Source organism: Pseudoalteromonas sp. SD03 (genome assembly GCF_040937955.1).
Classification (GTDB): Bacteria; Pseudomonadota; Gammaproteobacteria; order Enterobacterales; family Alteromonadaceae; genus Pseudoalteromonas; species Pseudoalteromonas tetraodonis.
Genome location: NZ_CP162514.1, coordinates 2,382,245 through 2,406,697 on the forward strand (window position 1 = coordinate 2,382,245; position 24,453 = coordinate 2,406,697).

General features: G+C 41.3%; 21 protein-coding genes. 5 read left to right on the plus strand and 16 right to left on the minus strand.

Annotation, left to right across the window (positions count from 1 at the left end):
- Window positions 1–5: 5 nt before the first annotated feature.
- The 9 genes from bamA to rpsB all read right to left on the minus strand — a co-directional run bounded on the left by bamA (window position 6) and on the right by rpsB (window position 10,225).
- Window positions 6–2,477 carry an outer membrane protein assembly factor BamA gene (gene bamA / locus ABZP26_RS11145; protein ID WP_013465425.1) on the minus strand — a complete coding sequence of 824 codons (2,472 nt, stop codon included), beginning with the start codon at window positions 2,475–2,477 and terminating at the stop codon, window positions 6–8.
- A gap of 106 nt (window positions 2,478–2,583) precedes the next feature.
- Entirely contained in the window at window positions 2,584–3,936 is a 1,353-nt protein-coding gene (gene rseP / locus ABZP26_RS11150; protein WP_016899283.1) for a sigma E protease regulator RseP, read from the minus strand.
- 1 nt (window position 3,937) lies between these two features.
- A complete protein-coding gene (gene ispC / locus ABZP26_RS11155; protein ID WP_016899282.1) occupies window positions 3,938–5,140 on the minus strand; it encodes a 1-deoxy-D-xylulose-5-phosphate reductoisomerase in 1,203 nt (400 codons plus the stop codon).
- Window positions 5,137–6,003, minus strand: a complete 867-nt coding sequence (locus ABZP26_RS11160) for a phosphatidate cytidylyltransferase (RefSeq protein ID WP_008110985.1) — start codon at window positions 6,001–6,003, stop codon at window positions 5,137–5,139. Before ABZP26_RS11160 ends, ispC begins: the two co-directional genes overlap by 4 nt.
- A gap of 21 nt (window positions 6,004–6,024) precedes the next feature.
- The gene (locus ABZP26_RS11165; RefSeq protein ID WP_008110986.1) at window positions 6,025–6,804 is read right to left on the minus strand and encodes an isoprenyl transferase; all 780 of its coding nucleotides are present in this window, start codon (window positions 6,802–6,804) and stop codon (window positions 6,025–6,027) included.
- Between the two features lie 256 nt (window positions 6,805–7,060).
- Window positions 7,061–7,618, minus strand: coding sequence for a ribosome recycling factor (frr, locus tag ABZP26_RS11170; protein ID WP_008467521.1), 558 nt, complete (start codon window positions 7,616–7,618; stop codon window positions 7,061–7,063).
- A 14-nt stretch (window positions 7,619–7,632) separates the two neighbouring features.
- Window positions 7,633–8,382 (minus strand): UMP kinase, encoded by a 750-nt coding sequence (pyrH, locus tag ABZP26_RS11175; protein ID WP_016899281.1) that lies wholly within the window; start codon window positions 8,380–8,382, stop codon window positions 7,633–7,635.
- 158 nt (window positions 8,383–8,540) lie between these two features.
- The gene (gene tsf / locus ABZP26_RS11180; protein WP_013465429.1) at window positions 8,541–9,392 is read right to left on the minus strand and encodes a translation elongation factor Ts; all 852 of its coding nucleotides are present in this window, start codon (window positions 9,390–9,392) and stop codon (window positions 8,541–8,543) included.
- Window positions 9,393–9,496: 104 nt separating this feature from the next.
- The gene (rpsB, locus tag ABZP26_RS11185) at window positions 9,497–10,225 is read right to left on the minus strand and encodes a 30S ribosomal protein S2 (RefSeq protein WP_013465430.1); all 729 of its coding nucleotides are present in this window, start codon (window positions 10,223–10,225) and stop codon (window positions 9,497–9,499) included.
- A 272-nt stretch (window positions 10,226–10,497) separates the two neighbouring features.
- Here rpsB and map point away from each other — a divergent pair, with 272 nt between their 5' ends.
- The 5 genes from map (at window position 10,498) to ABZP26_RS11210 (ending at window position 18,459) form a co-directional block, all read left to right on the plus strand.
- Window positions 10,498–11,283 carry a type I methionyl aminopeptidase gene (gene map / locus ABZP26_RS11190; RefSeq protein ID WP_008467527.1) on the plus strand — a complete coding sequence of 262 codons (786 nt, stop codon included), beginning with the start codon at window positions 10,498–10,500 and terminating at the stop codon, window positions 11,281–11,283.
- 167 nt (window positions 11,284–11,450) lie between these two features.
- Window positions 11,451–14,069 (plus strand): [protein-PII] uridylyltransferase, encoded by a 2,619-nt coding sequence (gene glnD / locus ABZP26_RS11195; protein ID WP_368484948.1) that lies wholly within the window; start codon window positions 11,451–11,453, stop codon window positions 14,067–14,069.
- A gap of 9 nt (window positions 14,070–14,078) precedes the next feature.
- A complete protein-coding gene (gene dapD, locus ABZP26_RS11200; protein WP_008467531.1) occupies window positions 14,079–14,906 on the plus strand; it encodes a 2,3,4,5-tetrahydropyridine-2,6-dicarboxylate N-succinyltransferase in 828 nt (275 codons plus the stop codon).
- 275 nt (window positions 14,907–15,181) lie between these two features.
- A complete protein-coding gene (locus ABZP26_RS11205) occupies window positions 15,182–16,198 on the plus strand; it encodes a tetratricopeptide repeat protein (protein WP_368484949.1) in 1,017 nt (338 codons plus the stop codon).
- A gap of 230 nt (window positions 16,199–16,428) precedes the next feature.
- Entirely contained in the window at window positions 16,429–18,459 is a 2,031-nt protein-coding gene (locus ABZP26_RS11210) for a BCCT family transporter (RefSeq protein WP_368484950.1), read from the plus strand.
- Window positions 18,460–18,540: 81 nt separating this feature from the next.
- Here ABZP26_RS11210 and ABZP26_RS11215 read toward each other — a convergent pair whose 3' ends face one another.
- The 7 genes from ABZP26_RS11215 to pspB all read right to left on the minus strand — a co-directional run bounded on the left by ABZP26_RS11215 (window position 18,541) and on the right by pspB (window position 24,412).
- Window positions 18,541–18,885, minus strand: coding sequence for a 4a-hydroxytetrahydrobiopterin dehydratase (locus tag ABZP26_RS11215; RefSeq protein ID WP_013465435.1), 345 nt, complete (start codon window positions 18,883–18,885; stop codon window positions 18,541–18,543).
- Between the two features lie 38 nt (window positions 18,886–18,923).
- Entirely contained in the window at window positions 18,924–19,721 is a 798-nt protein-coding gene (gene phhA / locus ABZP26_RS11220) for a phenylalanine 4-monooxygenase (RefSeq protein ID WP_013465436.1), read from the minus strand.
- Between the two features lie 238 nt (window positions 19,722–19,959).
- Window positions 19,960–21,141 (minus strand): methionine gamma-lyase, encoded by a 1,182-nt coding sequence (gene megL / locus ABZP26_RS11225; protein WP_024601802.1) that lies wholly within the window; start codon window positions 21,139–21,141, stop codon window positions 19,960–19,962.
- Window positions 21,142–21,276: 135 nt separating this feature from the next.
- Complete coding sequence (locus tag ABZP26_RS11230) at window positions 21,277–22,305, minus strand: TIGR01620 family protein (RefSeq protein ID WP_024601801.1); 1,029 nt, start codon at window positions 22,303–22,305, stop codon at window positions 21,277–21,279.
- Complete coding sequence (locus ABZP26_RS11235) at window positions 22,302–23,720, minus strand: YcjX family protein (protein ID WP_024601800.1); 1,419 nt, start codon at window positions 23,718–23,720, stop codon at window positions 22,302–22,304. The genes ABZP26_RS11230 and ABZP26_RS11235 overlap by 4 nt, the downstream gene beginning before the upstream one ends.
- A gap of 63 nt (window positions 23,721–23,783) precedes the next feature.
- Window positions 23,784–24,182, minus strand: a complete 399-nt coding sequence (pspC, locus tag ABZP26_RS11240; RefSeq protein WP_013465440.1) for an envelope stress response membrane protein PspC — start codon at window positions 24,180–24,182, stop codon at window positions 23,784–23,786.
- Complete coding sequence (gene pspB / locus ABZP26_RS11245; protein WP_008111014.1) at window positions 24,179–24,412, minus strand: envelope stress response membrane protein PspB; 234 nt, start codon at window positions 24,410–24,412, stop codon at window positions 24,179–24,181. Before pspB ends, pspC begins: the two co-directional genes overlap by 4 nt.
- Window positions 24,413–24,453: the final 41 nt, after the last annotated feature.

A 24,453-nucleotide genomic window follows, 5' to 3' on the forward strand; every position in this document is an offset into this window, starting at 1 on the left:
CTCCTTTAGAAAGTGTTACTAATATTAAAACTGATGGTCTTGGTATCGTCATCTTCTTCTTTTTGCAACGGATACGCAAAGCTGATCAGCATCGGACCCATAGGTGAGATCCACTGTAATGATAAACCGGTTGCAACCCTAAAGCGCATTGGGTCTGAGTAGTCATCTAATTTTGCACGCTCATCAATACCTAAGTTTTGATAGCGATCAACACTGAATTCGGTATCCCATACATTGGCAGCGTCAACAAAGAAACTCGTTCGCACTGAGCTAGTATTCTCTTCATCTAAGAATGGAGTAGGTACAATAAGCTCCATACCTGCCACTGCTTTAGCATTACCACCAATACGACCTTGTGGTATTAGCACGTCAAACTCTGACGCCCCACCAATGTTACCTGTGGTTGTGCCATCACCTGATGGCGTACCTGGTATTGATTGCGGTATACGCGAAACAGCACGCGGTAAAATGGTATTTCTATCAAAGCCACGTAATTCCATTTCAGTGATACGGAAGTATTCTTGGAACGGTAAAGTTTGATCATAGCCGTTGGTAGAGCCATAACCATTACCATAACCTAATGCAGCACGCGTTGAGAAAACCCAACGATGATCGTTAGAAATCGGCCAGTAAAAACGCGAGTCATAATTTAATTTAAAGTACTGTAAATCAGAGTTTGGCGTTGTGGCTGTTAAGTTTAATGTTTGTCGTGAACCTGCCGTTGGGAATAAACCACGGTTAACTGTAACACGTGACCAACCAACACTTAGCTCGTACTTTGTAAATTCAAAGCCCGCATCTGGATTTTCTGGATCTAAGAAGGTTTCACGTAGTACACGTGTTTGCTCATATTCAGCAATATCAGATAGCTCTTCTTCTATCCAACGTGCGCCAAAATTAATACGGTTAATGGCATCAATTGGGAAACCAATGTTTGTCCCTAACCCATAACTTTTTGACTTATAGTCAATCAAGCTAAACTGGCTAGCATCGTAGTTACTGTAAAAGATACTGCTGCCCTGCGATACGCCATCCGGCGTAAAGTAAGGGTCGGTATACGATACACTGACACGCTCAGAACCGCGTGAAGTATTAATATTAAAGCCAATTTGGTTACCTGTGCCTAAAAAGTTAGACTCGGTTACACCAATATTAAACTGCAGACCTAAGTATGAGCCATAGGCAAGACCGGCATTGAAGCTGCCCGCAGATTGCTCTTTAACAGTAAAGTCAACGTCCACTTGGTCATCAACACCTGGAACTGGCACCACATTAAAATCAACGGTTTCCATATAAGGTAAACGTTGAATTTGTAGTTTAGAACGCTCTAGATTTTGATTAGACAACCATGCGCCTTCAAGCTGTGTCATTTCACGACGCAGTACTTCATCAGCCGTGTTTTGGTTACCACCTACAATAATTCGACGAACATACACACGCTTGCCTGGGTCAACCGACAGAGTCAATTGTACTTCTTGGTTCTCGTCATCAATTTCTGGAATCGTACGTACTTCAGCATTGGCGTAACCAAAACGCGCCAAGTAGCTTTTGATAAATTCTTCTGATGAGGTAACCACTGATCCGTTATAAAGCTCGCCTGTGCGCAGTGGAATAACACTTTTTATTAATTCTTCACGACCGAGTAAATCACCGATGAAATCAAAGCCTTTCACTTTGTATTTAACGCCTTCGGTAATATTTGCCGTTACATAAACAGACTCACGTTCAGGGCTAACTGATACTTGAGTTGAGTCAATATTAAAGCGTAAATAGCCACGGTCTAAATAAAAGCTGCGAATTTTCTCTAAATCGCCTTCAATGGTTTGTTTTTGATAGCGGTCGCTACCCATAAACTGCCACCATGGTAAGTCTTGCTGTGACTCAACTAGTTGCAATAACTCTTCGTTTGAGAAAAGCTCATTACCCACTAAGTTAATTTGACGAATGGAGGCTGCATCGCCCTCGTCAAACTCAAGTCTTAATTTAACGCGATTACGTGGTAATTTAGTGACACTGATATCCACTTTTGCATTGTATTTACCAATACTGTGAAAAAATTCAATCAGGCCTTTTTCGATATTATCGATTACCGTTTTATCAAGCGGCTCGCCTTGGCGAATATCTTGTTGATCGAGTGACTGATTTAACTGCTCATCTTTTATGTCTTTATTGCCTTCAAATTCAATAAAGCTAATGGTTGGACGTTCAGTTACTTTAAAAATAACGTTATTACCATCACGTAACGCTTTTATATTGTCAAAGTGACCAGAGCGATAAAGTGACTTAATTGTTTTTGAAATTGTATATTCATCAACATTGTCGCCCACGTTAATAGGAATATGCGTTAATGCAGCACCAAGTGCGACACGTTGCAATCCCTCAACTTTTAAATCTTCAACAATAAAGGAGTTTTGGCCTAGGGCTGCAAAGCTTGCACCCAATAAACTTGAAACTACCAAATGTTTTTTTATAGCCATTTTATTATCTTTATCCTTTACAACTGTATTACCGCTTAGCATCGAAAATTAAATATTTACGAGCTTTACAATCGTGTTCTAATTTGTCGTTACCACGCTTACATAACTACAAGCGCGATACATCATTGAACAAAGCGAAACATGTTAGAAAAATGAGTAGCAAGGCTCCCACTTTAAAACCAAACTCTTGTGTCTTTTCAGAGACTGGCTTTTTACGAAAAAGTTCAATTATGTAATACATTAAGTGCCCACCATCAAGCACTGGCAGAGGAAGTAAATTAAATACTCCCAAGTTAACGCTTATCAAAGCTAAAAAGCTTAAAAATGCGACTAATCCATAACTAACACTGGTGCCGGCGCCTACGGCTATGCCGACTGGCCCACTTAGGTTTTTAACCGACACTTGGCCTGTTATTAAGTTACCTATCATGTCAAAACTCAGCGTAATTAAACGCCATGTTTCTTTTGTGCCCAGCACAATACTATCTAGTGGCCCATAATGTCTAGTCTCTACAAAATCATCAGGCCACTGCTCTACAACGGGAGCAACACCCAAAAAGCCTTGCTCTATGCCATTACTGACGACCCGGCTCTTTGGAGTAACTGTTATTGTTTTTATACTATCTTGTCTTTTTACACTAAATTGTAAGGATTTGTTAGCCGATTGAGTAATAAGATTAACTAATTGCTGCCAACTGGTCATTGTTTCACCATTCACAGCTAAAATAACGTCGTTAACCTGTAAATTAGCCTGTTCAGCAGCTGAGTTTTTAGTAATAGCGGCAATAACCAAGGTTGCCTGAGGACGAAACGGTACAATACCTAACGAACTGAGCGGCGGTACATCTTGTTGATCAAGCTTCCAACCATCTAGGTTAAGTGTTTGCACTGTTTGCTGATAATTTTCGTTACGTAAGGTTACGGCAACGCTTTTATCACCTAAATGAGACATCAAAGAAAAGGTCGCATCTTGCCAATTACTTATGTCGTCATCACCAATTTTAATAATTTGCTGGGTTGGCATAATACCGGCTTGTTCAGCTCGGCTGCCTTCAACAACACTACCCACAACTGGTTTTATGGTTTGCACACCTACCATGTACATCACCGCTAAAGCAAAAATAGCGAACAAAAAGTTCGCCATCGGCCCTGCTGCCACAATGGCTATGCGGGCTTGAACTGATTTAGCATTAAACGATAAATGACGTTGATTGGCAGGCACTTCATCAACACGCTCGTCGAGCATTTTCACGTATCCGCCCAGCGGGATTGCCGCAATAACGTACTCAGTATTATATTTATCGTGCCATTTTAGTAAGGGTTTACCAAAACCAATTGAAAAGCGCAGTACCTTTACACCCGCTTTACGCGCAACCCAAAAATGACCATATTCATGAACGGTCACTAAAATGCCTAGTGCGAGTATAAACGAACCTAAATTCCAAAAAAAATCAAACATATCAATGCACCACTTTTGTTATAAACTGCGCAGCGCTGATGCGAGCTAAACGGTCACACTCTAAAATTTCATCGAGTGTTTTCGCATCAGTAAATTGTGCGGCGTCTAGCGTTTGCGCATTCACTTTATAAATATCCGTAAACCCAATCTGCCCCTGAAGAAACGCATTAACTGCAATCTCATTAGCCGCATTAACGGTGGTGGTGGCTCCTTGGCCTGCATCACAGGCTGCAATTGCAAGCTTTAAATTGGGGTAACGTGAGAAATCAGGTTTGGTAAACGAAAAATCACAAATATCAGAAAAATTTAACGGCTTGACACCCGCATCAATGCGCTCTGGATACGCAAGTGCATGCGCTATCGGGGTGCGCATATCAGGGTTACCCATTTGCGCTAAAATAGAGCCATCTTGGTATTGCACCATAGAATGGATAATACTTTGAGGATGAATCACCACATCAATATCGCTTGCATCACAGTTAAATAACCATTTAGCCTCAATAAACTCTAAGCCTTTGTTCATCATCGTAGCTGAGTCTACTGATATTTTTTGCCCCATAGACCAATTAGGATGAGCAACAGCTTCACTGACGCTAACGGTGTTAAGGGTATTGATATCGCGATTTAAAAACGGGCCACCTGAGCCAGTTAATAAAATTTTGCTAACCCCATGTTGCCCAAGCTTTGCTTGCCCTTGGGTATTTTGTAACGCACTAGGTAAACACTGAAAAATAGCATTATGCTCGCTGTCGATGGGTAATAGAGTTGCTTGATGCTTTTTAACTTTATCAATGAATAACTGACCCGACATCACCAGTGACTCTTTGTTGGCAAGCAATACTTTTTTGCCCGCTTCAACAGCGCTCAAAGTAGGTAGTAATCCGGCTGCACCGACAATCGCTGACATAACCGTATCAACATCACCATGAGCACAGAGCTCACTCATGGCTTTCTCGCCATGCATTACTTGCGTTTTACTCTCATGCTTTAAAAGCGCAGAAAGCTGCTTAGCCGCCGATTCAGATGCCATTACAGCATAACGAGGCTGGTGAGTTATACACAGTTCAGCCATTTTTTTTGCATTTTGTCCTGCGGTCAATGCAAAAACTTTAAATTGCTGTTGGTTTCTTGCAACAACATCTAACGTGCTAAGACCTATCGACCCCGTCGCACCCAAAATAACCAGTTGTTGCACAGCACTCATAAGCTAAGCGTCCAAGCAAAGCAAATAACAAACATCGGTGCTGCCGCAGTTAAACTATCAATACGGTCTAAAATACCACCGTGTCCTGGTAAGCAACTGCCGCTATCTTTAAGTCCCGCTTCGCGCTTAAACATACTCTCAAGTAAATCACCTACCGCAGAAAACAAGGCAATAAACGCTGTCATAACTGCATAAATAGGCCATACAGAGGTATCAACGTTAGTGTAATAACAAAAAGCCAGTACAAATAACACCGCAGCAACCACGCCACCTGCGAGGCCTTCTATGGTTTTATTTGGACTAACTTTAGGCATTAACTTATGTTTACCAAAACTTTTACCTGTAAAGTAAGCGCCTATATCGGCACTCCATACAATGCCTAATACAACTAAAATGAGCATAGAGCCATAGTGAGTAGATTCCGTATATTGCGCACTACGCAGTGTGTTAAGTGCAAGCCATAGCGGTACTAAGGTCAACAAACCAGCAATGCCGCGCATCACAAGCCCTTCATTCCAGCCTTTAGCCATCGCGGGATAACGCCACACTAAATAACTTGCAACTAACCACCATGAAAACGATAAGGTAAATAGGTAATTAGCATCGCCAACAAGCTGACCATCTTGCCATAGGGTTTCTATAGGCCAATGTAAATTAAGTAAACCAAGTAATACAGCCACTAATAATACAAACGCACCGCGTTTTAGCTTATCGCATAGCCCCATAAAGGCAGACCATTCCCACGCGCCCATTAATACAATAGCACCCGCAAAATAACTAAATAACGTTAGTGGGGTGTAAAAAACCAAAGCCAGTGCTAATGGCGCTAGCACTAGTGAGGTTAAAATACGTTGTTTTAACAAAATGATGACCCTTAATCTATTCTAGGTTTGAGCGAGTAATTGTTTTATTTGTTCGCCCGTGCAACCAAAACGTCGCTCTCTGGCAACGTAACATGCAATGGCCTCTGCAAAAGCAGCTTCATTAAAATCAGGCCAAAGTGTATTGGTGAAATAAAGTTCAGCGTAGGCTGCCTGCCAAAGTAAAAAGTTACTAATTCTGACATCGCCACCGGTACGGATCAATAAATCAGGCTGAGCTTGATCTGCCATACTCATATGCTGTGCAATATGTTCTTCTGTAATATCTGCTGGGTCAATTTCTCCATTCGCTACTTGTAAAGCAACTTGCTTAGCAGCGTGAGTCATATCCCAGCGACCACCGTAATTTGCCGCAACATTTAAGTGCAGCCCGGTATTGTTCGCTGTTAGTTCTTGAGCTGTATGTACTTTAGCGCGCAAGCTTTCAGAGAATCGAGATAAATCTCCAATGATGGTTAGTTTTACGTTATTTTTATGCAGCTTTTTAACTTCTTTACTCAGTACAAATAAAAAAAGCTCCATAAGTGTATTTACTTCGTCTTCAGGGCGGCGCCAGTTTTCACTACTAAAAGCAAATAAGGTTAACGATTGTATTCCTAATTTAGTACAAAACTGCACGGATTGACGAACTGCATCCACGCCTTTTTTATGCCCATATACACGAGGTCTATTTCTAGCTTGTGCCCAACGCCCGTTCCCATCCATGATGATGGCAACATGTTTAGGTAAACATTGCTGTGAAATTGTATCAGCGTCTAGAACCATAAATTTTGTGTATTCCATAAAAAAACGCCGCCTAGTATACCCCAGACGGCGTTTCAAAACTAATAATTTTAACCTGTACCCGTGATAATAAATCTACATAAAGCAAATAATTATACAGCTAACAACCCTGTATTTACTGATAATCGAGCCAATAGCAAAGAGTAAACACAATCTGTTACTCTTTAAAATCACACAATTAAAGTTAAGTGCGAAGGCATATAAACAACGACTTAGTTACTTTAGTAAAGCTGTTAATCCGAGCCTAGATTAGCAATTAGATTTCCATCAACTCAGCTTCTTTCGCTGTTAGTTGCGTATCCATTTCTTTGATAAACTTATCAGTGATTTTTTGGATAGCATCTTCAGCTTGGCGCGCTTCATCTTCAGAGATGTCTTTATCTTTTAATAAGTTTTTAATATCGCCATTTGCATCACGACGAATGTTACGAATAGCAACACGACCGCCTTCTACTTCACCACGTACGATTTTAATTAAATCTTTACGACGTTCTTCAGTCAATGGAGGAAGTGGTACACGGATCACTGTACCTGCAGACATTGGATTTAAACCAAGGTCAGATGCCATAATCGCTTTTTCAACAGCTTGCGCTAATGACTTATCAAATACACCAATAGCCAATGTACGTGAGTCTTCAATTGTTACATTTGCAACTTGGTTTAACGGTGTTGGTGCGCCGTAGTACGACACCATGATGCCGTCTAAAATTGCAGGATGAGCACGGCCAGTACGAATTTTAGATAATTGACTACCAAGTGCTGCTACACTTTTTTGCATGCGCGCTTGCGCATCTTTTTGAATATCGTTAATCACGGTTTAATCCTAATCTAGTTACTAACTTCATCTGAGGCTTGTGAAGAAATAAGGGTTCCTTCTTCTTCACCCATTATTACGCGTTTTAATGCGCCTGATTTATTCATATTAAATACGCTCAATGGCATATTATGGTCGCGAGCTAATGTAAATGCCGCTAAATCCATTACTTTTAGTTCTTTATCAATAATTTCATTGTAGCTTAAGTGACGGTAAAGTGTCGCATCTGGGTTTTTAACCGGATCATCGCTAAATACACCATCTACTTTGGTTGCTTTAATTACTGTGTCAGCTTCAATTTCAATGCCACGTAAACACGCTGCAGAGTCAGTTGTGAAGAACGGGTTACCCGTACCGGCTGCAAAAATAACAACGCGACCTGTTTTTAATAAGCTAATGGCTTCTGCCCAGTTATATGCATCACATACGCCATTTAAAGGAATGGCTGACATTAAACGGCAATTTACAAATGCACGGTGCAACGCATCACGCATTGCAAGGCCATTCATGACGGTTGCAAGCATACCCATGTGGTCGCCAACAACGCGATTCATACCCGCTTCGGCTAGTGAGCCACCACGTAAAAAGTTACCGCCACCAATAACTAAACCCACTTCTACGTCGAGTTCTACGAGCTCTTTAATTTCTTGTGCCATACGATCTAAAACTTTAGGGTCGATGCCGAAGCCTTCGTCTCCCATTAAAGCTTCACCACTTAATTTGAGAAGAACACGTCTAAAAATAGGTTTGCGATTGATAGTCATACTTTTGGGGCCAACTTTTATTGAATTATGGATAAAAAATAACCGCGCTTATGTTAAACATAAAAGCGCGGTTATTTTAAAGAATTTCTAAGCGTGACGCAAAAGCAAATAGTACTTTAATTGCATGTATTTTCCTTTGGCATCACAAATAGCTAATCTTACTTAGCTTTAGCAGCTGCAATTTGAGCAGCAACTTCAGCAGCAAAATCTTCTTCTTTCTTCTCGATACCTGCACCAACTTCCATACGTACAAAGCCAGTAACTGTTGCGTTTTTCTCTTTAAGAATTTCGCCAACAGACTTTTTAGGTTCCATGATGAAAGCTTGACCAGTAAGAGAAACCTCACCAGTGAATTTTTTCATACGACCAACAACCATCTTCTCAGCGATTTCAGCAGGCTTGCCTTCATTCATCGCGATGTCGATTTGTACTTGCTTTTCTTTTTCAACAACATCAGCAGGTACATCATCTGGCGTTAGGTAGTCTGGGTTTGAAGCAGCAACGTGCATTGCAACGTGCTTAAGTGTTTCTTCATCAGCAACACCTGCAACAACAACACCAATACGCTCGCCGTGACGGTACTCAACTAGTTGCTCACCAGTGATGTACTGAAGACGACGTACATTGATGTTTTCACCAATTTTAGTTACTAGCTCAACACGATCTTCTTCAAACTTAGCTTGTAAGTCTTCGATAGATGAAGTGTCAGCGATAGCAGCATCTGCAACTTTATTAGCAAATGCTAAGAAGCTTGCATCTTTAGCTACGAAGTCAGTTTGACAGTTAACTTCTACAAGTACTGCAACACCCGCGTTTTGCTTGATGATGATAGTACCTTCAGCAGCGATGTTACCTGCTTTTTTAGCAGCCTTTGCAGCACCGCTCTTACGCATGTTTTCAATCGCTAACTCGATGTCACCATCAGTCTCAGTTAACGCTTTTTTACAATCCATCATGCCAGCGCCAGTACGCTCGCGTAATTCTTTAACTAGGGCAGTAGTTACAGCCATTAGTAAATCCTCAAATCTGAAATCAGGTTTAGATAAGCGGGTTACCCGCTCCACAAGAATAGCAAGTCTTCACCTTTAAAAGATGAAGACTTGATGACAGCTAATTACTCAGCTTCTACGAAGTCATCTTTTTCAGCTTGAGCAACGATGTTACTCTCACGGCCTTCAGTGATCGCAGCTGCAACAGCACTAGTGTAAAGGTTGATTGCACGGATAGCATCATCGTTACCAGGTACGATGTAATCAACACCGTCTGGGTTAGAGTTAGTATCAACGATTGCAACAACTGGGATACCTAGGTTGTTAGCTTCACGGATAGCAATGTGCTCGTGGTCAGCATCGATTACAAAGATAGCGTCTGGAAGGCCACCCATGTTTTTAATACCACCAAGGCTTTTTTCAAGCTTGTCCATTTCACGAGTAAGCATTAACGCTTCTTTCTTAGTTAACTTCTCGAAAGTACCGTCTTGGCTTTGAGCTTCAAGGTCTTTAAGACGCTTGATTGATTGACGAACTGTTTTCCAGTTAGTCAACATGCCGCCTAACCAACGGTGGTTAACGAAGAATTGATCGCTTTGTAAAGCAGCTTCTTTTACTGCTTCGCTTGCTGCGCGCTTAGTACCAACGAAAAGAACTTTACCTTTGTTTGCAGCAGCACCAGATAAAAACTTAAGTGCAGTGTTGAACATTGGTACAGTTTGCTCAAGGTTGATGATATGTACACGGTTACGTGCGCCGAAGATGAAAGGTTTCATCTTAGGGTTCCAGTAACGTGCTTGGTGACCAAAGTGAACACCAGCTTGAAGCATATCGCGCATTGAAACGTTTGCCATTTTGTAAATCCTCTAAGTTGTTTAGGGTTAGGCCTCCACATATCCCATAGCACCAACACCGCAGTTAAATGAAACTGAAATGCACCCAAGTGTATGTGACGATACGTGTGTGTGTTAAAATAAAATTGTGTTTGCCTTAAATACAAAAAATCATTTAAGAATTTATTTGTAAAAAGACGGCGCGCTTTATACCATATTAAAATTAAATACTCAACGTCTCGTGCAAAAATTGTGCGACGATAATCATCTAAAAACGCAACTTTGGAGCCTCAATGAGCGCTGTGATTAAGACCCCTGAAGAAATCGAGAAAATGCGTGTAGCCGGCCGTTTGGCTGCTGATGTGCTAGAAATGATCGAACCACATGTGGTACCAGGTATCACCACCGATGAGCTAAATACAATTTGTCATGATTATATTGTTAATGTGCAAGATGCCGTTCCTGCTCCTCTTAATTATCATGGTTTTCCAAAATCAATTTGTACCTCGGTAAATCATGTAATTTGTCACGGAATTCCGAACGACAAAGCATTAAAAGACGGTGACAGTGTCAATATTGACATTACTGTTATTAAAGATGGTTACCATGGTGATACTTCAAAAATGTTCCATGTTGGCACACCTAACATTCAAGGCAAACGCCTTGCAGAAGTGACCCAAGAAAGCCTTTACCTTGCAATTAAAATGGTAAAACCGGGTGTTCGCCTTGGTGATATTGGTGCAGCTATTCAAAAATATGCAGAGAGCTTTAATTACTCTATCGTACGTGAATACTGCGGGCACGGTATTGGCAGTGAATTTCATGAAGAACCACAGGTAATGCATTACGGAAAACCAGGTACAGGCGAAACATTAAAAGCCGGTATGTGTTTAACAATCGAGCCCATGGTCAATGCAGGCAAACGCCAATGTAAATTACTAAAAGACGACTGGACTGTGGTAACAAAAGACCGTAGTTTATCAGCTCAGTGGGAACATACCTTACTGGTAACTGAAAATGGTGTTGAAATTTTAACACTACGATCAGATGATACTATCGATAGAATCATCGAGCACTAATAGTAGTGTGTGCTTAATCATAGTAATAACAGGCTTTAGCCTGCGTACAGATTAAGTGGTTTGCTGCAAAGGGAAATAACATGATTTATTCCCTTTGCAGCAAACACAGTATAAAAATAACTTAATCCAAGACTTATAATGCAGTCCATATATAGGAGCCAGCCTAAGTGGCATTACCTAACAAAGTAAAAAAGTTGCTCAATGATGCTCAGCAACTTAGCGAATACCGCGATTGCTCCGCCTATTTTTATAAATGGTTGCATAATGAATTCTCAAAACAACCCGTTGGTAATCTAATAAACGCCCGTGCAGAATTTATAGACCGGTTACTGATTAAACTCTTTCATGTTTTCGATTTAGCCCACGAGCCAGATCTCGCTTTAATTGCTGTAGGAGGTTATGGTCGCGGTGAACTTCATCCCTACTCCGACATTGACTTTTTACTGCTTGTTACCCAGCAACCCAATGACGATATTTGCGAAAAAATTGGCCAGTTTGTCACTATGCTGTGGGATCTTAATTTAGAAATAGGTCACAGTGTACGCACCATTGAACAAGCCATAGAGCAAAAACGTGAAGATGTTACCTTTGCCACCAGCCTACTAGAAAGCCGATTAATTTTCGGCAACCATATTGAATTCGAAAAGCTCAAAAGTCACCTCATCGAAAGGCCTGTATGGGGCTCTGGAGAGTTCTTTGTTGCAAAAGTACAAGAGCAAAATTTACGCCACAAAAAATGTCATGGTACGGCTTATAATCTAGAGCCTAATATAAAAGAAAATCCAGGCGGGCTGCGCGATTTACAAACCATTATTTGGGTTGCTAAAAAACACTTTAGAGCCGAAACCCTGCAAGAGCTGATAAATCACGGCTACCTAACTCACGAAGAATACCAAGAACTGTTAGAGTGCCTTGAAAATTTATGGAACATTCGCTTTGCTTTGCATTTAGCCGCGGGTCGCTCAGAAAACCGTTTATTGTTTGATCACCAACCGCAAGCGGCTGAAATTTTGGGTTTTGGTAGTGATGGAAAAGCCTCTGTTGAGCGCATGATGAAACGCTTGTTCAGAATAATGAGCCGGGTGCGTGAACTTAATCAAATGCTACTTTCGTACTTTGAGCAAAGTATTTCACCAGACAGCAGCCAAGCCACTGTTGAAGAACTTGATCGTAATTTTGAACGCGTGGGCCATCAAATTCGGGTAAAAAGTCCGTCAGTATTTTTTAGGCGTGACCAACTTTTTGTATTATTTGAGCACATTGCTGATCACCCAGAAATTACCCATATATACCCAAGCACTATTCGAACTATCCGCCAAGTACGTCGTCGCTTATTAGGTGACTTACAAGATTATGCCGCGTGCCGCGAAGCTTTTTTACGTATTATAAAGCACCCTAACGGCATGGGCCGTGCATTTACGCTAATGCATAAGCACGGCATGATTGCCGCTTACCTTCCGCAGTGGCGCAATATTTTTGGCCAAATGCAGTTTGATTTGTTTCATGCCTATACCGTAGATGAACATACCCATAAATTAATTAATAATATTTACCAATACTTCGATAAAACCAGCATTAGTGACTTTCCAATTTGCAGTGAAATAGTTACGCGCATGGATAAACCCGAATTACTGTATTTGGCTGGTATTTTTCATGATATTGCTAAGGGGCGAGGAGGAGATCATTCAGAGCTGGGCGCTGTTGATGCCATAGCGTTTTCAAAGCTGCATGGTTTTGCCTCTTCAGATGGTAAACTCATAGCGTGGTTGGTAAGCAATCACTTACTTATGTCGGTAACTGCGCAACGTAAAGATATTAACGACCCCGATGTAATAAAAGATTTTGCATCGCGAGTAAAAACCGAACGCCAACTCGATTACCTCTATTGTTTAACCGTGGCTGATATTCGAGCCACCAATGACAACCTATGGAATGACTGGAAAAACACGCTGCTGCGCGAGCTTTATTTGCACACACAGCGCGCCTTGCGCCTTGGGCTTGAAAACCCAATGGATCAACGCGACCAAATTCGTGATAAAAAGCACCAAGCTAAGCAACGCCTGCTTAATTTGCATTATCACGAGGAGCAAATTGACTTAATTTGGAGCCGTTTTAAAGCAAATTACTTTACCGCTTTTAGTGAGCAACAAATTTCTTGGCATACTGAGCACTTACTCAAGTGCACTGATTTAAGCCAGCCCAGTGTTATCGTTTCTAATAAAGCGATGCATGGCGGTACCCAAGTGTTTGCTTATAGCCCCTATTCAGGCGCGCTCTTTGCTCGACTGGTTAGTGTTATTGGCTCTAAAAAAGCGCAAATTCAGCACGCCCAAGTACTGACCACCAAAGATGGCTACGTACTGTTCAACTTTGTTATATTAGAAGTTAACGGCGATCCGATTGCCAGTAGCCGCGCACAATCGATTAAACGCGGATTAGAGCAAGCGATTCATGATCCACGTAAAAAAATACGCTTCAAAAAGAGCCGATCACAGCGTTTTAAAGACTTTAATATTAAACCTAAAATTGTACTGCGCCCGCACCCTCGTAAGGATCGTAGCTTAATAGAAATTCAAGCGGTTGATATACCTGGACTATTAACTAAAATAGCCGAGGTTTTTCAAGCTTACTTACTCCACATACATGCCGCACGAATTACCACGGTAGGCGAACGTGCAGAGGATTTCTTTGTGGTATCAAATAACGAATATCAAGCGCTGACTGATGAAGAGCAAGCAAAAATTCATCAGGCATTACGTAAAAAACTCAACGCCGAAATTGAATAAGAGGACACTATGTCAGATTTAAAAACCATGATTGAAAATGCGTGGGATAACCGCGACAGCATTAGCCCTGCTACGGTATCAAGCGATGTTAAACAAGCGATTATAGATGCGCTTGAGCTATTAGATAGCGGCGCTGCTCGCGTTGCAGAGAAAATTTCAGGCGAATGGGTTGTTCACCAGTGGCTTAAAAAAGCAGTACTACTTTCATTTAGAATTCGTGAAAATCAGCCAATGAACGACGGCGTAAACCAATTTTACGACAAAGTACCGCTTAAATTTAGCGACTACACGCCGGAGCAATTTCAGCAAGGCGGCATGCGCGTCGTACCCAACGCCGTTGCTCGTAAAGGCAGCTTTGTAGGTAAAAATGTCGTATTAATGCCATCGTACGTAAACATAGGTGCATTTGTTGACGATGGCACCATGGTTGATACATGGGCGACTGTGGGCTCATGTGCTCAAATTGGCAAGAACGTTCACTTATCTGGCGGCGTAGGCATAGGCGGCGTTTTAGAGCCGCTACAAGCCAATCCTACCATCATTGAAGACAACTGTTTTATTGGCGCACGTTCAGAAATTGTTGAAGGCGTAATTGTTGAAGAAGGCGCCGTTATTTCAATGGGTGTTTACATTAGCCAAAGTACCCGTATTTACGACCGTGAAACCGGTGAAATTCACTATGGCCGCGTACCTGCCGGCGCGGTTGTGGTTCCAGGTGCACTGCCTTCAAAAGATGGCAGCCATAGCTTGTATGCGGCTATTATTGTGAAAAAAGTAGACAAACAAACTCGCGAAAAAGTGGGCATTAATGCCCTACTGCGCTCGATTGATGATTAAGAGCAGCTGTAAGTTTTTAGCTGTTAGCGCTAAGCAGGTTGATGTTAAACGTAGGTTGGGTTGAATAAAACGAAACCCAACGACACATTAAGTTAATGTGTATTCGCTAAAATTTAATTACATACAGAAAAAGCCCTAAGCTTGTATAGCTTTAGGGCTTTTTTAGTGATTTTAAAATACTTTCTCACAAACCTGTCCCCTTTAATTGCGTTGCTTTGTTAGATGCCAACAACTATAGTGAATTAACGCATAGTTCGATTGTCGAGGTTAAGTTGTTGCGGCTTTTTGTAATAAGTTGGTTGATATTATTATGTTCAAAACACGTCTTTGCTAATGACTTCAATACCTTTGAAAAAAAATTAGACGAAGCCGAAGATTATCTTACTGTTAATCCAGCTCAATCTATTACTATTTTAGAAAACCTCACAGGGTTACAACTCATGCCGCCAGAATTATTTATCCGCTGGCACCTTATCTATGCCCGTACAGCAGTACCTACAAGTCACTATGACGAGCTTTATACATCGATTGACGCAATATTTCAGCATCATCAAACTGATTATTTCAAACAAAAACTGACCACCATTATGAGTGCCTTGGGAATATGGCTTCGCCATGCAGAATATTTAGACGATGCCCAGTACTCATTTAAATGTGCTTACAAATATGCGCAAAACGATCGTCAACGCTTAACACTCACCAACAGTATGGCATTGGTTGCTCGCTCGCAAGATGACTTTGCAAAAGCGCGTGCTTTATACCTCGACAGTCATAAGATCACCACACAATTACAGCTTCCCAATGTAACCGCACTGATAGAAAGTAACTTAGGTTATTTAGCCCTGGATGAGGGCAATATACCCGAAGCTGAGCGCTATTTTAGAAGTGCATTAAGAAATAACCAAAACATTGATAAACGCGCGGGGCAAATCTCAACCGGGCTTAATTTATTAATGGTTTTTTTGATTCAAGAGCAGCAAATTAATTTTGAGCGACTCTATAGCCCAACGGCCACATTAACCCATGCCTTTCCCAATGAAGCGAAACAAGCATTACTTTTTTGGCTTGAAATAGGCTACAAAAATTTGACCGGTGGTTTTATAAGCCAAAAAGACAAACAACAGTTACAAACAGCGTATGAGCAATTAGAAAGCGATAAAATGAAACAACTGGTCGCGCGCTATTTAGCCAACAAACTAGATGTAGCTGTAGCCTTACCCGCTCCTATTGTCGCTAAGGACTTTACCAGCCCTTGGTTTGAGCTGGTAAAGCAATGTGATTGGAAACGCTAAGACTCGATTTAGTCCTTAGCCTATATAAAGCTATACCCCTCTAAAATAAATACTTTAATACTCTCACATCAACTTTCTCTTACTTTCTTTTTTAAAACCAAGCTGCTGTAAATATTAACTTTAATTTAAAAAAATGACATTTTTAAGCTGCAAAATTAGCCAACCCTAGTGAATTTATAATAAGGTAGTCAGGCATACTTGAAAGTTAGCAATTAATATTAAGGATTAATATGACAAAAACTGCTTTACGCTCAACCATTTTGCTACCTGTATTTTTGCCCGCCGTATTTATTATTCTACTTTTGGTGATTGGTACAAGTAGTAACCCTGAACTCGCAGGTCAGGCATTTAGTGTTGCCCTTACGTGGATAACAGAAACCTTTGGCTGGTTTTATATGTTGTCTGTCGCTATTTTCTTGGTATTTATTGTCTCAGTCGCGGCTTCTAGCTGGGGGAATATAAAATTAGGCCCCGATCATGCACAGCCACAATACAGCTTTGGTGAATGGTTTGCCATGCTCTTTTCTGCCGGTTATGGCGTGGCACTGCTTTACTTTGGTGTTGCTGAACCTGTGCTGCATTACGCATCCCCGCCATCGGGGGCGGCTGAAACCGTTGATGCCGCCAAGCAGGCAATGCAAATTGCCTTTTTCCATTGGGGATTTCATATTTGGGCTATCTATGGAATTGTTGGTTTAGTGCTTGCTTATTTTGCATTTCGCCATGGCTTACCACTGTCTATTCGCTCTGCCTTGTATCCACTTATTGGCGATAAAATTTATGGCCCAATCGGCCATACTGTGGATGTATTTGCCATATTAGGTACTTTATTTGGTATTGCCACTACACTAGGGCTTTCGGTTACCCAAATAAATGCTGGCCTACATTACTTATGGCCAAACATCCCTATTAATACCACAGTGCAAATTACCGCGATTGCCGTAATTACTGCCGCTGCTACGCTCTCAGTAGTGGCCGGTATGGATAAAGGGGTCAAGCGATTATCAATTGTGAATATGACCTTAGCGGTTTCACTAATGACTTTTGTGTTTTTCATTGGCCCAACTATTCACATCTTAGAATCATTTTTACAAAATACCGGCAGCTACCTAAGCGGTATTGTTGAGCGTACTTTTAATTTACAAGCTTATAGTCGCAGTGATTGGATTGGTAACTGGACTTTATTTATATTTGGCTGGACGATTGCGTGGGCACCGTTTGTGGGTATGTTCATCGCAAAAATTAGCCGTGGTAGAACCATCCGACAATTTGTTGTTGGGGTAATGTTAGTTCCCACTATTTTTACCTTTTTATGGTTTTCAGTCTTTGGTGATACCGCACTTAACTTAATTATGAATGAGGGGTTTGATACGCTTATTGGCGATGTACAAGCAAATCATGCCGTCGCATTATTTCAATTATTTGAAGTGTTACCACTGTCATTTTTCATTTCACTGCTCACTGTCATTTTGATCATAACTTTTTTTGTTACATCATCTGATTCAGGCTCTTTAGTCATTGATTCACTCGCCTCTGGAGGAAGCATTAATACGCCGGCTTGGCAACGCGTGTTTTGGGCGGTACTTGAAGGTGCTGTGGCGGCTGTTTTATTAGTGGCAGGCGGACTAAGTGCGCTGCAAACCATGACCATAGCCAGTGCCTTACCCTTTGCTATTATTATGCTAATTGCCACGGCGGGGCTTTGGCGAGCTCTAAAAATTGAAGGCCATCGAGACACTAGCTTGCAAGCACATACTCTTAATAGCCGCAACATTAACTTGTCTCACTGGAAACGCCGTTTAGCGGCTATGGTCAATTACCCTAATAAAGAAAAAGTACATACTTTTATTGGTAGCGTGGTAGTTGAGGCAATGAAAGCCGTACAAGCAGAATTGAAATCTAGACAATGGCATGCAGTGGTGGAATTTGATACGGATTTAGGCCGCGCTCATTTAACGGTACTGCGCCATGAACATGTGGATTTTGTTTATGATATTCGCCTTACCGAGCATCCTATGCCAAGCTTTGCTTACTCAGAGCTAAAGCCTGATAACAACGATGCTGAAAAGTATTATAAGGCCGACGTGTTTTTACGTCGCGGTGGTCTGTCATACAATGTTTATGGCTACACTGAAGATGATATTGTGAAAGATATTCTTGATCAGTTTGAGAACTACTTACACTTTCTAGGTAATAGCCCAGGCGAACTTCCTTGGGATATGGCCGAACATGATGACATGTTAAATACCGATAAAGCTTAACGGATACAGCCAGTATTGGTAAAACGGTAATTAAAAATAAAAAAGGCACTGTAAAGTGCCTTTTTATTTACTCAAATATAATTACAGCGCGTTAAATACATCGTCTGTTTTAGCGGCACAAATAAAATCGTTTTTATGCAAACCTTTAATTGAATGGCTCCACCAAGTAACAGTTACTTTACCCCATTCGGTTAATAGACCAGGGTGATGGCCTTCATCTTCAGCCATATCGCCAACTTTATTAGTAAATGCAATGGCCTGCTTAAAGTTTTTAAACTTATAAACGCGCTCTAATTGCATAATACCGTCGCGTACTTCCGGCACCCAATCAGGGATTTTTTTAATTAATTCAGCCAATTCTGCATCTGATACTTTTGGAGCATCTGCATGACAGGCTTCACATTTTTGTTCACTTAATGAAGACATTTTAAATCCTTAATTCTAGTGTTACTTTTATTAAAAAACTAACTAGCTAATTTTTCTTTTGGGGGAAATTTCGGCTCGTGTAAACCAAGCGCCTTAGCTTGCTCAACTAAAGTCATTATATCCATTTGCGATATTTCAAACAGATCATGAATCGAATTAATGGTGTAGTACAGCGGCTGCATAATATCAATACGGTATGGCGTGCGCAGCACATCTAGCACATTCATTGGATTAATTTCTGGTGTATCAGAGTACACGTATTGGGTTTCTCCTGGGCTTGATAAAATACCGCCACCGTAAATACGTAATCCTTTTTCAGTTTGCATCAAACCAAATTCGACCGTAAACCAATACATGCGCGCTAAATAAACGCGGTCTTTTTTCTCTGCCGCGTAACCTAGTTGCCCGTATTTATGCGTAAATTCAGCAAAGTCAGGATTTGTTAGCATGGCACAGTGGCCGAATATTTCATGAAAAATATCGGGCTCTTGTAAATAATCAAATTCTTCACGGCTACGAATAAACGTAGCAACAGGAAACTGCTTGTTGGCCAGTAGTCTAAAAAACTCATCAAAGTCGATAAGTGCAGGTACAGGTGCTACTTGCCAACCTGTTGTTGCCAATAGCACTTCGTTTAGCTCACTTAGCTGTGGAATACGATCATGCGGTAGATTAATTTTTTTTAACCCTTCCATGTACTCGTCACAGGCTTTGCCTTCAATGCACGCAAGTTGGCGTGCTACAAGCTCAGACCAAATTTTATTTTCTTCATCGCTCCAATGTATAACGCCATTTTCATCTGGTGTTTTAGAGGTGTAATTACTTGCTTTAGCCATAAATACCTTCTTTGGGTTTAAACCCTAAATCGGTGTCAAAATAATAGCCACGTGCTCGGCTATTCGATGTAGTCATACTATGCAAAAGTGAACAAAAGTTTAATAGCTTGACTCAGATCAATACTTTCGCAGAACGCGCATATCGTAAACTTATAATTACATCAGAGCAAAGATAAAAACACACCCTATAGTTAACAGTACTTACAGATCGAAATCACTGTAAACAATAAATTACACGTTACGATATTTTAGTAAATGCTTGGTTGAGATCGTTAATAATATCATTAACATCTTCAAGCCCAACAGATAAGCGAATTAAACCATCACTAATTCCGGCTGCTAATCTTTCTTCGGGTGTGTAAGGCGAATGGGTCATCGATGCAGGGTGTTGAATAAGTGTTTCGGCATCGCCTAAGCTAACCGCTAAAGTACATAGCTTCATGCTATCAATAAACTGCTCACCGTCGGTTAAACTCCCTTTAATTTCAAAAGCAATAACACCGCCAGCAGCTTTCATTTGCTTACCAATAAACCGATGACCTGGGTGCGACTTCAGTCCAGGATAGTACACTTTACTCACTTGAGGGTGAGCCTCTAAATATTCAGCAATCGTTTGCGCACTCTGGCAATGACGCTCTACCCGTATAGCTAATGTTTTTAAACCTCGGTTAATTAACCATGCATCGTGTGGGCTAATCGTCGCGCCTATATCTTTTAACACCGTCATTTTAATATGTGTAATGTGCTCAAGGGATCCACACACAATACCTGCGACTACATCGCCGTGACCATTTAAATACTTGGTAGCACTGTGCATAATAATATCGATGCCGTATTGTTTAGGTGACTGTAGCAGCGGCGTTAAAAAGGTATTGTCGACCACACTTATTAAATTATGCCGTTTTGCTACATCACCAATAAGTGCTAAATCAATAACGGCCATCGTTGGGTTTATCGGGGTTTCTGCAAATATCATTTTTGAGTTTGGCTTTATTGCAGCACGTAACTCATCTTCATTGGTCATATCCACAAAGGTGACTTCAATGCCCCAACGCGGCAACATATGCGCAAAAAAAGCAAAGGTGCAACCATAAAGCGCACTTGATGCAACTAAGTGATCGCCTTGTGATAAAAAGCTCAGTACTGAAGCCGATACCGCTCCCATACCTGTAGCCGTTGCCGCTGCAGCCTCACAGCCCTCTAATTGCGCCACTTTTTGTTCAAGTTCAGTGGTGGTAGGGTTACCCAAACGCGTATAAATATAACCGGGCTCATCGCCAGCAAACCGTGCAGCACCTTGGGCGGCATTTTCAAAATGAAATGTCGATGTTTGGTATAATGGCGAGGTTAATGCGCCATGGGGATCATTGGCTTTTTGTGGACCATGGATACATTGGGTGTGTGGATGATGCTTGCTCATTATGTGCTCTCGTTTTTATTATGTGTGTCAATTACATAAATAAAACGCACCGCACTTTAAATCACAAGCATGCCGGATGCTCAGATGGCTATTTGTGCAAACTTTACTCAAAAAGCTGTACACAAATATTGCCAACTATTTACTCTCGGCTCTCTTAGTGCGACTCATAATTTTACTCGCAACCCCTTGAACAGTGCCTTTTAACAAGCTGCGTTTATTTTCAAGACGCGGTAAGGGTCGGCTTAATTCCATGGCTTTATAGCCTATACGTGCTGTAAATATACCCGCACTGACGCCTTGCGCGGCTCGCCCTGAAAGTTTGCCTAATAGCTCAGCACTAAGTGCCGTGGCCGCTAAATCAGATACAAGCTCTGCACTGCCTACAAACATGACTTGTTTTAACAGCATTCGATAGAGTTTAATGCGACTGGCGTAACCAAAACCAATGCCATAAATTTTACCTATTTGTTCAATTAATTTTGTACCGCGCCATAACACCGCCATCATATCCACCAGCGCAAGAGGGCTTAATGCGACTAATAAGGCTGACTCTGTTGCAAAGCGGTTTATAAGCTTTTTAGCTTGGGTGTCTTGCGTTACCAGTAGGCTATTAGCGTAAAGTGTCATTATTTCTTTATCACTATGGTGCGTAGCAACTTGGTTTTTAAAGTTTTCAAAATTGTCTAACTGCTGGTGCTTGTTCAATTTTTCAAGCCAAGGGAGTGCACCACCCACTTGCTCACTGTTTAATAACCTATCGGCTTCATGGCGATGCAGCTGATTACGCTTTAAACTGCGCAACATCCGATACTCTCGCCATAACAATCTTGTTATTAATAACACACCGCTTACCACAGCGGTTAAATAAACACTGCCCAAAATAAGCGATTGCTGATAAGCAAGCACAATAGAAAACCCAAACTCTAGCAGTACTAAAATAATAAAGCTGAGCGCAAACAAGCCTTTGAGCGTTTGCCATTTTGACTTTTTATACACCGGCTCTAAATCAACTTCAGGCTCAAGCGCATCATCCTCAAGCTCAGAGGTGTAATCACTTTGTCCGTGTTCAATAATTTTAGCGGGTGTTAACGCAGGCTCGTTTTGCTCAATATTTTGTGCATTAATACGACGCCCTGCTTGAAACTGTTGCGTTGACTCACTCATGTTAATTTGTCTCCTAGCAGGTACTGCATCACATGATCTAATCGAATATGTTTAAGTTGTTTGTCGGGGCTTGGCATCGGCGAAAATGACAAAAATTCAAACCCTTGCGCTGGCCACTCACTTTTATTAAGCATTCGACTTGGCGGCTCTGGTGGTAAATAAGTCAGCCACTCATGCTCATTTAAAGGTTTACCGTAAACGCAATCAAGAGTTTGACCTTTATCAACCACTTGGCGAGGTTGGGTTGCGGTAATTGATGACATAGCCATAGTTTCAATTTGTACACCGTCAAACTTTAAATGATTACTTTGCTCTTTGACCAGCGAGTCTAGTAACAAGGCTAACGCTTTATGATGCTTAGCACTGATGTGATCTGACTTATTAGCAGCAAACAATATTTTATCAATATTCGGTTTGAATAAACGTTTAAAAAAGCCAGACTCCCCATAACTAAAATGTGCCAACAATTGATTAATAACACGGCTTTGCTCATGCAAAGTTTCATGGCCTTCATTTAATGCACTGAGTACATCAACCAACACAATTTGGCGGTCAAAGTGACGAAAATGCTCATTATAAAATGGCTTAACGACTTCTTTCACGTAAGCATTAAAACGTTTAATTAAATGCGCTAAATTAGAACCCGCCACCACATCGTCTTTCATCATTTCAGGGTTTATTGGAAAAAATAACAATAACGGCGCACCTTGCAAGTCGCCCGGCATTAACATTCGCCCGGGTTGTAGCATCGCAAGTTTGGTGTCTTTTTTTAGCCCTACCAGCATGCGTTGATAACGTTGTGCAATGTTAGCAAGCTCACTTTCATCCACAGGGGCATGTAAATCAAGTTGCTCTACGGCGTGTAAAAAATCGCCTGAGGTAGCGCTGCGAGGAGACTGATTTAATAATGGGTATTGCTGTTCACACCACGCAGTATAGCTTTGTTCAAGCATAGGTAAATCGAGCAGCCATTCGCCTGGATAGTCAATAATATCAAGGTATAACGTTGATTGCGGTGAAAAATGACCTCGCAGACCCGCATTACTTTGGTATTTAATCGCCAAGCGCAGAGTATTTATTCGCTCTGTAGACGCCGGCCAGGCAGGGTTACCTTCCATTGGCAGTAAGGCACTCATTGCACGGTTATAATCAAAGGTGGGCACGTTTAATGCCTCTTGCGGCACAATTTTAGTGGCAATATGACGATGCTCGCGCATCACATCAAAAAAAGGTAAGTTGTTGTCATTCGCCTGAGAGGTTAAGTGCTTAACTAACGCACTTATAAACGCGGTTTTACCACTGCCGCTCAACCCAGTTACAGCAAGCTTAACATGTTGGTCTAAACTACGGTGCAGGGCTTTTTGTGCTTTGCCTTTAAAAGTTTTAAAGGTCTTTTTTGCAAATGATTGGCTCATAAAGTGTTTTGCACCCTATCTGCCGTAATTGTTCACGTTACAAACAAGGTGCTTATCAATCCTTTAAAGTTTATTAATTTCACGACTGACTGTAAATTCGCTTGAGGTAACGTAACGTTCCATCTCTTGTAAGCGAACATCAACACGTGTTAAACGCTCTTTTAAGTCTTGTAATGCACGACGAGGTGGCTCGCCCTTTTGCCATACTTTAAACTTAACTTCTAGTGGGTCATCACTGTAAGTTGAATGCGTTTTATGTGTTGCAGCAGGTTTTTTATCTAAAATAAACCATGCTGCAATGTACGCTACCACAAATAATGGGCCACCGGTTAGTAGTACCGCACTAACAAATATAATGCGAACTAACCATAACTCCATATTAAAGTAGTCACTTAAACCGGCACATACGCCAGCTATTTTGCCGCGTTGTGGGTCTCTGAATAATTCGCGTTTAGTGTTCATACTTTTTGTCTCCACTGAGGTGACTCTTGATCAAGCAACGCTTCTAATGTTTCTACTCTATCAGCCATTTTTTCAGCTTTTTGTGCAAGCTCCAATAATTGGCGATGCTCATGCTCACTCAACCCTTGGCTTACTTGCTTTTTGCTACGGTAGTGTAAAATTAACCACAGTGGCGCAACAAAAATCATAAATAAGATAAAGGGGGCAACTAGTATCTCTGGATCAAACATAATCCTCTCCTGATAATCCGTATTCTATGTTGATGTCAGGG

Excerpts from the sequence above, each read along its gene's own strand:
- megL (WP_024601802.1), bottom strand. The coding sequence starts at position 21,141 with ATGAGCAAGCATCATCCACACACCCAATGTATCCATGGTCCACAAAAA.
- map (WP_008467527.1), top strand. The coding sequence starts at position 10,498 with ATGAGCGCTGTGATTAAGACCCCTGAAGAAATCGAGAAAATGCGTGTA.
- rseP (WP_016899283.1), bottom strand. The coding sequence starts at position 3,936 with ATGTTTGATTTTTTTTGGAATTTAGGTTCGTTTATACTCGCACTAGGC.
- pspC (WP_013465440.1), bottom strand. The coding sequence starts at position 24,182 with ATGAACACTAAACGCGAATTATTCAGAGACCCACAACGCGGCAAAATA.
- tsf (WP_013465429.1), bottom strand. The coding sequence starts at position 9,392 with ATGGCTGTAACTACTGCCCTAGTTAAAGAATTACGCGAGCGTACTGGC.
- rpsB (WP_013465430.1), bottom strand. The coding sequence starts at position 10,225 with ATGGCAAACGTTTCAATGCGCGATATGCTTCAAGCTGGTGTTCACTTT.
- ABZP26_RS11215 (WP_013465435.1), bottom strand. The coding sequence starts at position 18,885 with ATGTCTTCATTAAGTGAACAAAAATGTGAAGCCTGTCATGCAGATGCT.
- ABZP26_RS11210 (WP_368484950.1), top strand. The coding sequence starts at position 16,429 with ATGACAAAAACTGCTTTACGCTCAACCATTTTGCTACCTGTATTTTTG.
- ABZP26_RS11235 (WP_024601800.1), bottom strand. The coding sequence starts at position 23,720 with ATGAGCCAATCATTTGCAAAAAAGACCTTTAAAACTTTTAAAGGCAAA.
- bamA (WP_013465425.1), bottom strand. The coding sequence starts at position 2,477 with ATGGCTATAAAAAAACATTTGGTAGTTTCAAGTTTATTGGGTGCAAGC.
- ABZP26_RS11230 (WP_024601801.1), bottom strand. The coding sequence starts at position 22,305 with ATGAGTGAGTCAACGCAACAGTTTCAAGCAGGGCGTCGTATTAATGCA.
- ispC (WP_016899282.1), bottom strand. The coding sequence starts at position 5,140 with ATGAGTGCTGTGCAACAACTGGTTATTTTGGGTGCGACGGGGTCGATA.
- phhA (WP_013465436.1), bottom strand. The coding sequence starts at position 19,721 with ATGGCTAAAGCAAGTAATTACACCTCTAAAACACCAGATGAAAATGGC.
- dapD (WP_008467531.1), top strand. The coding sequence starts at position 14,079 with ATGTCAGATTTAAAAACCATGATTGAAAATGCGTGGGATAACCGCGAC.
- ABZP26_RS11165 (WP_008110986.1), bottom strand. The coding sequence starts at position 6,804 with ATGGAATACACAAAATTTATGGTTCTAGACGCTGATACAATTTCACAG.
- pyrH (WP_016899281.1), bottom strand. The coding sequence starts at position 8,382 with ATGACTATCAATCGCAAACCTATTTTTAGACGTGTTCTTCTCAAATTA.
- pspB (WP_008111014.1), bottom strand. The coding sequence starts at position 24,412 with ATGTTTGATCCAGAGATACTAGTTGCCCCCTTTATCTTATTTATGATT.